Origin of the sequence: Micromonospora sp. CPCC 205546, from assembly GCF_036902715.1 — a bacterium.
Classification (GTDB): Bacteria; Actinomycetota; Actinomycetes; order Mycobacteriales; family Micromonosporaceae; genus Micromonospora.
On the sequence record NZ_JBAKHL010000131.1, the window covers coordinates 1 to 7,242 of the forward strand.

Genomic DNA, 7,242 nt, shown 5'->3' on the forward strand with positions numbered 1-7,242 from the left:
GCGGACGTCGGCCGCCGCCGCGCGTGCCGCGCGGGCCCACCGCGACGGCCCGGCGGTGGGCAGCGCGCGGGCCAGCAGGACGACGCCCAGCCCGGCCGCCGCCAGCACCGCCGCCGTCGCCGGCAGGTGCGGCCGCACCGGCGACGGGAGGACGGCGAGCACGACCACCGCCACGGCGGCCAGCACGACCTGACCGGCGGCGCGTTCCCACACCACCGCGCGCACGCCCCGGCCCACGTCGCCGACGTCGCGGCCGTGCCGCACCGCCCGGTGCACGTCGCCGAGGACGCCACCGGGGAGCGTCGCGTTCAGGAACAGCGCCCGGTAGCAGTGCGCGAGCGCCGTCGGCAGCGGCAGCCGCACCCCCAGCCCACCCGCGACGAGGCTCCACCGCCAGGCGCAGCAGCTCGTCGTGAGCGCCCCGATGCCGACCGCGACGGCCACCGCCGGGGCGTCGATCAGACGGAGCCCGGCGAGGAACGGGCCGACGCCCAGCCAGCCCAGCAGGGCGACCAGCACTCCCCCGCCGCCGAGCAGCCGCGCCCACGGCCAGAACCCGCGCGCCGTCCGGCCCCTCCCCCGACGGTCTCCCCACCGGTGCACACGCGCCGGCGGGCCGCCCGGTTCAGCCACGACAAGCCAGCAGATCGAGGTGGTCGACCAGCACGTCTAGCCGGCCGGCGGCGATCTCGGCGCGGCGTCGGCGGGCGTACGCCCGAGCCGGGCCGGTCAGCTCGGGCCGCTGCTCGCAGGCGGCGTCGAGCCAGCCGGTGAACCACTCGCCGACCAGCCGCCCGTGGTGCGGGCCGAGCCGCCACGGGCTGGGGCGCAGGACCACGTCGACGCCGTGCCGGGCGAACGCCGCCGCGCAGGCGTGCACGGCGTCCGGCCCGAGCAGGGTGCGCCCGTCGACGGTGCGACGCTGGTGGTCGTTGAACGCGGCGGCGACCGGCCCGTCCCAGGGGTCCTCCGGGGTGAGCCGCACCCGGCCCGTCACCGACAGGGCCAGCAGGGCCGGGCGGCCCGCCGTGACGCAGGCCGTGACGAGCCGCTCGACCTCCTGCGCGGTGAGCATGTCCAGCAGCGCGGACGCGGTGAGCAGCGACGCGTCGGCGAGGTCGGCGGCGGTCAGCCGGGTGAGGTCGCCGCGCCGGACCTCGGCGGTGACCGGGGCCCCGTCGCCGGCGGCGCCGGGCATCCCGGCGGCCGCGCGGGCCAGCAGGTCGGCGTCCCGGTCGTGCAGGATCCAGTGCTGCGGGCCCGGCAGCCGCGGCGCCAGCCAGCGGCCCATCGCGCCGGTGCCGGCGCCGAGGTCGTGGATCACGAGCGGTCCGGCGTCGGCGAGCCGGCCGCGGGCCAGGTCCACCAGGTCCGCGGCGCGGGCCTGCGCGTCGGCGGGCTCCCGCAGCGCCAGCCAGTCCGCGAAGCCCGGCGGCAGGTGCCCCGTCATGCCGCCACCGCCCCGGCCAGCACCGCGCCCGTCACGCTCGCGGGAACCGTCCAGTCGTCGAGGGTGCGTCGCCGCCCGTACGCCGCCCGCCGCAGCGCGCGGCGCAGGTCCGGTTCGCCGAGCCAGCGCCGCAGCGCGCCGGCCAGTGCCGCCGGGTCGTCGGGCGGCACGAGCAGCCCCGGTACCTCGCCGCCGGGGGCGCGGCCCAGGGCCTCGGGCAGCCCACCGGCCGCCGTGGCCAGCACCGGCACGCCCCGCGCGAGGGCCTCGGTGACCACCATTCCGTACGTCTCCCGGCGCGAGGGCAGCACCAGCAGGTCGGCGGCGGCGTACGCGGCGTCCAGGGCCGCCCCGGTGCGCGGGCCGACCAGGCGCACCCGCTCGGCGACACCGTGGCCGCCCACCTGCCGGCGCAGGCCCGCGACGAACCCCGGATCCCGGGTCAGCGGCCCCACGCAGTCGCAGGTCCAGGGCAGGTCGTCGACCGCCGCCAGGGCCTGCACCAGCACGTCGTGCCCCTTGTGCGGGGCCAGGGCGGCGACGCAGAGCAGGTTTCCCCCGGCCGGCGAACCGGGCGCGGGCGGGGCCGGGTCCACGCCGGGCTTCGCGACGTGCACCCGGTCGGGCGGCAGCGCGTACCGGTCGAGCAGCCGCCGCCGGGTCCACTCGCTGGTGGTGACGACCGCGCCGGCGGCGGCCAGGGCGGCGCCCTCCGCGTCGTGTTCGAGCGGCAGGTGCACGAGCACGACGAGACGCAGCCGCCGGGCGTGCGGGCCCAGCACCTCCGGCACGCACGAGGCGACCAGCCCGTCGAGCAGGACCGGCCCCCCGTCGGGCAGCGCCGTCAGCACCCCGGCGAGCCCGGCGCGCTCGGCCGGCTCGGGGTGGGGCCAGGCGCCGGGCACGGGGTGCTCGCGGACCGTCCAGCCGGTCGCCGCGAGCCCCCGGCAGAGCCGGCGGTCGTAGCGGTTGCCGCCGCTGGGCTCGGCCGGATCGTCGATGTCGTTCGGCAGCACCACGTGCACCGTCGCCATTCAGAGCGGCCGTTCGTAGCTGGCCCAGGCGACGTGCGACTCGTGCAGCGTCACGGCGATGCCGTCCAGCGCGTGCGCGCCCGCGCCGAGGTCGCCGGCGCGTACCCGCTCGGCGAGGCGGTCGGCGACCGTACGGGCCAGCACCTCGGTGGTGGTGTTCACCCCGGCGAAGGCCGGCTCGTCGTCGAGGTTGCGGTAGGTCAGCTCCCCGAGCACCGCCCTGAGCTGGGCGGTGGCCAGCCCGATGTCGACCACCACGCCGTCGGCGTCGAGGTCGCGGCGGCGGAAGGTGGCGTCCACGACGAAGGTCGCCCCGTGCAGGCGCTGCGCCGGGCCGAACACCTCGCCCCGGAAGCTGTGGGCGATCATCATGTGGTCTCGGACGGTCACGCTGAACACGGGTCACTCTCCGTCGTAGGTGATGAGGTGGCACAGGGCGGGAAGGCTGCCCGCGGTCAGCCGGGCCAGCACGTCGGGCAGCTCCGCGAAGCGGGACTCGCCGGTGATCAGCGCGTCGAAGGCGGGGTCGGCGAGCAGTTCCAGGGCGAGCCGGAGCCGGTCGGCGAAGCCGCGGCTGCCCCGCCGGGCCGGCGCGACCGCACCCACCTGGCTGCCGCGCACGGTCAACCGGCCGGAGTGAAACGCCCCGCCCAGCGCGAGCGCGACGGTGCGGTCGCCGTACCAGCTCAGCTCGACGACGGTGCCCTCCGGCCGGAGCAGTTCCAGCGAACGTTGCAGGCCGGCGGCCGTCGCGCTGGCGTGCACCACGAGGTCGCGTCCGCCGGCGGCCCCCTCGGGCGGGGCGAAGTCGACGCCGAGCGCGGCGGCGACCTCCGCCCGGGTCGGGTCGGTGTCGACCAGCTCCACCCGTACGCCCGGGAAGCGGCCGAGCAGCGCCGCCACGCAGCAGCCCACCATGCCGGCGCCGACCACGCTCACCCGGTCGCCGACCAGGGGCGCGGCGTCCCAGAGCGCGTTCACCGCCGTCTCCACCGTCCCGGCGAGCACCGCGCGGGCCGGCGGCACCCCCTCGGGCACCGGCACCACCGCGTCGGCCGGCACCACGTACGCGCTCTGGTGCGGGTGCAGGCAGAACACCGTCCGCCCGCGCAGCTCGTCCGGGCCCCGCTCGACGACTCCCACGTTGAGGTAGCCGTACTTCACCGGGGCCGGGAAGTCGCCCTCCTGGAACGGCGCGCGCATCGCCGCGTACTGGTCGGTGGGGACGCGGCCGGCGAAGACCAGCGTCTCCGTGCCGCGGCTGACGCCGGAGTACCGGCTGCGGACGAGCACCTCGTCCGGGCCGGGAACGGCCAGCGGCACCGAGCGGATCTCACCCGTGCCGGGCGTACGCACCCAGAAGGCTCGCGCCTCACCGGTCACCGGTTCCTCCTCACCCGCGTCCGCGGCGAACCGAACGGCGGTTCCTTGCGTAGTTCCTGTCGGAAGTCGTCGATCATAGACACGGAGGCACGGTGCCCACGGTTCGAAGAGGCCCCGCGATCGGGCTGATCGTCCAGATTGTCCTGTTGGCGGGGCTGGCCGCGACGGTCGGCCTCGGCCCGGTGGGCTGGCTCGCCGGGGCCGCGTACGGAGCGGTGCTGTGCCTGGCCCTCGACCGGGGGCTGCGCCGGGCGGGCTCGGACACCCTCGGGCCGGCCGACCGGGTGACGCTGGCCCGGGCGCTCCTCGTGGGCGCCGTGACGGCGCTGACGGGGGACGCGCTCGCTCCGGGAGCCGCACAGGGGTCCGCACCGGTCGGGGTGCTGGTCGCCGTCGCCGCCGTGGCGCTGGCCCTCGACGCCGTGGACGGGTACGTGGCCCGGCGCACCGGCACGGCCAGCGCGCTGGGGGCGCGCTTCGACATGGAGGTCGACGCGTTCCTCATCCTCGTCCTCGGGGTGGCCGTCGCGCCCGCCGTGGGCGCCTGGGTGCTCGCCCTCGGCGCCATGCGGTACGCGTTCGTCGTCGCCGGGTGGGCACTGCCCTGGCTGTGCCGGCCGTTGCCGCCGAGGTACTGGCGCAAGGTCGTCGCCGCCGCGCAGAGCGTGCTGCTGCTGGTCGCGGCGGCCGGGGTGCTGCCCGGGCCGGGCGACGCGCTGGTGCTGACGGTCGCGCTGGCCCTGCTCGTCGAGTCGTTCGGCCGCGACGTCGGGTGGCTGTGGCGGCACCGCGACGCCCGGGAGCTTCCGCCCGACGTCGCGCCGCGCCGGGCCACGTCGCCGCGCCCCGCGCCGGTCCGCCCCGACCTCGTCGCCGCCCGTGACTGAGCACCCGCCCGCCGGGTCGCCCGGCCGTACCCCCGAGGGGGCCGACGCGCGCCGGCGTACCCCCGAGGGACCGGACGGGCGACGACGGGGCGCGGCGCGGGTGACGACCGCGCTGGCCGCCCTGCTCGTGCTGGTGATCCTGACCGCGCCGCACCAGCCCGATCGGCTCACGCCCGGCGCGTTCGTGCGGGTCCCCGTCGAGGGGCTGCTCGTCGTCGCCCTGCTGCTGGCCCTGCCGTCACGCGCGCGGCGGCCGGTGGCGGCGCTCGCCGGCGTGCTGCTCGGGGCGCTGGCCCTGCTGAAGGCGGCCGACCTAGGCTTCCTCACGGCGCTCGGCCGCCCCTTCGACCTGGTGCTCGACTGGGCGCTGCTCGACGACGCGCTCGGGTTCCTCACCGACTCGGTCGGGCGGGCGGGCGCCACCGGCGCGGTCGTGGCGCTCGTGCTGCTGCTCGCCGCGCTGCTCGTCGCGACGACGCGGTCGGTGCTGCGGCTGGCCCCGCTGCTGGTGCGCCACCGCGCCGCCACGCGGCGCACGGTGGCGGCGCTGGTGGTCGCCTGGCTGGCCTGCGCCGCGTTCGGCGTGCGGGTGTCCCCCGGCGTGCCGGTGGCCGACGCCGCCGCGACCGACCTCGTCGGCGCCCACGCGCTCCAGGTACGCGCCCGGCTGCGCGACCGGGAGGTCTTCGCGGCCCAGGTCGGCGTCGACCCGTTCCGGGACACCCCCGGCGAGCGCCTGCTGAGCGGGCTGCGCGGCAAGGACGTGGTGGTGGCCTTCGTGGAGAGCTACGGTCGCGACGCGGTGGCGAACCCGGAGTACGCCCCGGGGGTGGGCGCGGTGCTGGCCGACGGGGACCGCCGGCTGCGGGCGGCCGGCTTCGCCTCCCGCAGCGGGTTCCTGACCTCGCCGACCGTCGGCGGGGGGAGCTGGCTGGCTCACGCCACGCTGTTGTCCGGGATGTGGGTCGACAACGACCAGCGGCACCGCAGCCTGCTGGCCAGCGACCGGTTGACGCTGGGCGGCGCCTTCCGGCGGGCCGACTGGCGCACGGTCGGCGTGATGCCGGCCGCCACCCGGCCCTGGCCGGAGGGGGCGTTCTTCGGCTACGAACGCTTCTACGACGCCCGCAGCCTCGGCTACCGGGGGCCGAAGTTCAGCTACGCCCCGATGCCCGACCAGTACACCCTGGCGGCCTTCGAGCGCCTGGAACGCTCCCGGGCGGACCGCGCGCCGGTGATGGCCGAGATCGCCCTCGTCTCCAGCCACTCCCCCTGGACGAGGATCCCCCAGCTCGTCGACTGGGCGCGGGTCGGCGACGGGAGCGTCTTCCACGGGGCGGGCACCGGCAACCCGTCGTCGCAGCCGCGCGCCGGCTACCGCCGGTCCGTCGAGTACTCGCTGGGCACCCTGGTGTCCTACCTGGAGACCCACGGCGACGACGACCTGGTGCTGGTCTTCCTCGGTGACCACCAACCGGCCCCGGTCGTCACCGGCGCGCAGGCGGGCCGGGACGTCCCGGTCACGATCGTCGCCCGGGACCCGGCGGTGCTCGACCGCATCTCGGGGTGGGGCTGGGACGAGGGCCTGCGGCCCGGCCCGCACGCGCCCGTCTGGCCGATGGACGCCTTCCGCGACCGGTTCCTCACCGCCTTCAGCGGCTGACCCCGTCGGCCGGCCCGGCGCCCCGTGCGGGCCGGTCCCGCTCGGGTCGTACGGCACTCCCGGCGTCGCCGGCGTCGGGCCGGGCCGCACAGGCGCCGGGCCGCACAGCCGCCGGGCCGCACAGGCGCCGCCGGGACGGCGGCCCCACCTGTCGGTCAGCGGGGTGCCACGAGGCCGGCGTAGTCGTCGGCCGCAAGGGGACGCCGCGACAACGAGCCGTCGGCCCGCGGCACCCCCAGCGGGGCCCCGCCCCGGAAGAAGGCCACGGACTCGACGTCGGAACGGGCGGTCAGGGTGCAGACGATCTGGCCGAAGGCGAGGACCTCGTCGCTGCGGCCCGTCTCGTCGCCCGGCCCGCCGAGATCCACGTCGACCTCGGTGCCGCGCGGCCGGGCGGCGGCGACCGCGACGGCCCCGGGCAGGGCCGTCGTGAGGCCGGTGTCGCGTTCGGCGGTGGTCGGGCCGGCCAGCAGGTGCTGGAGCTGGGCGTCGACGGTGGGTGTGCCGTCGACGCGACGCTCGACGCGGACCAGCCGGTCGTCCCGCACGAAGCAGAGGACCTCCGTCGTGCGCCCCGCCGCCAGGGTGGGGCTCGGCGTCGCGACGACCGCCCCCGGCGAGGGGAACGGCCCGGGTGGCGGCGCCACCGCGCGCGGGGCGCCCTCGGTCGGCACACCGCACCCGGCCAACAGCCCGAGCACGACGAGCATGCCGCCGACACCGCGCCACCGGCCCGGCCGCGACCGGCCGGCTGCGGACTCGGGGCGCGTGGGCTCCCGGCCGGCCGCGGCGCGCGGGGGGCACGCGGGCGCGGGACCGGGCACG

At 78.2% G+C, this 7,242-nt stretch carries 6 protein-coding genes and 1 pseudogene; 1 reads left to right on the top strand and 6 read right to left on the bottom strand.

Translation table 11 applies throughout. From position 1 onward, the window contains the following. From V6U77_RS29345 to V6U77_RS29365, 5 genes are all read right to left on the bottom strand, one after another. Nucleotides 1-603: lysylphosphatidylglycerol synthase domain-containing protein (locus tag V6U77_RS29345; protein ID WP_334609996.1), on the bottom strand; the 603-nt coding region annotated here is incomplete at its 3' end. Between the two features lie 22 nt (nt 604-625). Then, nucleotides 626-1,450 carry an SAM-dependent methyltransferase gene (locus tag V6U77_RS29350; RefSeq protein ID WP_334609991.1) on the bottom strand — a complete coding sequence of 275 codons (825 nt, stop codon included), beginning with the start codon at nt 1,448-1,450 and terminating at the stop codon, nt 626-628. Next, nucleotides 1,447-2,484, bottom strand: a complete 1,038-nt coding sequence (locus V6U77_RS29355; RefSeq protein ID WP_334609992.1) for a glycosyltransferase family 4 protein — start codon at nt 2,482-2,484, stop codon at nt 1,447-1,449. The genes V6U77_RS29350 and V6U77_RS29355 overlap by 4 nt, the downstream gene beginning before the upstream one ends. After that, nucleotides 2,485-2,883, bottom strand: a complete 399-nt coding sequence (locus tag V6U77_RS29360; RefSeq protein ID WP_334609993.1) for a 6-pyruvoyl trahydropterin synthase family protein — start codon at nt 2,881-2,883, stop codon at nt 2,485-2,487. A 3-nt stretch (nt 2,884-2,886) separates the two neighbouring features. Then, nucleotides 2,887-3,867 (bottom strand): zinc-dependent alcohol dehydrogenase, encoded by a 981-nt coding sequence (locus V6U77_RS29365; protein WP_334609994.1) that lies wholly within the window; start codon nt 3,865-3,867, stop codon nt 2,887-2,889. 92 nt (nt 3,868-3,959) lie between these two features. Here V6U77_RS29365 and V6U77_RS30140 point away from each other — a divergent pair. Then, a pseudogene (locus V6U77_RS30140) lies at nt 3,960-6,417 on the top strand (CDP-alcohol phosphatidyltransferase family protein). Between the two features lie 155 nt (nt 6,418-6,572). On the opposite strand, the gene V6U77_RS29380 reads toward V6U77_RS30140, so the two are convergent. Next, entirely contained in the window at nt 6,573-7,127 is a 555-nt protein-coding gene (locus tag V6U77_RS29380) for a GerMN domain-containing protein (RefSeq protein WP_334609995.1), read from the bottom strand. Nucleotides 7,128-7,242 lie beyond the last annotated feature (115 nt).

Excerpts from the sequence above, each read along its gene's own strand:
- V6U77_RS29380 (WP_334609995.1), bottom strand. The coding sequence starts at position 7,127 with ATGCTCGTCGTGCTCGGGCTGTTGGCCGGGTGCGGTGTGCCGACCGAG.
- V6U77_RS29350 (WP_334609991.1), bottom strand. The coding sequence starts at position 1,450 with ATGACGGGGCACCTGCCGCCGGGCTTCGCGGACTGGCTGGCGCTGCGG.
- V6U77_RS29355 (WP_334609992.1), bottom strand. The coding sequence starts at position 2,484 with ATGGCGACGGTGCACGTGGTGCTGCCGAACGACATCGACGATCCGGCC.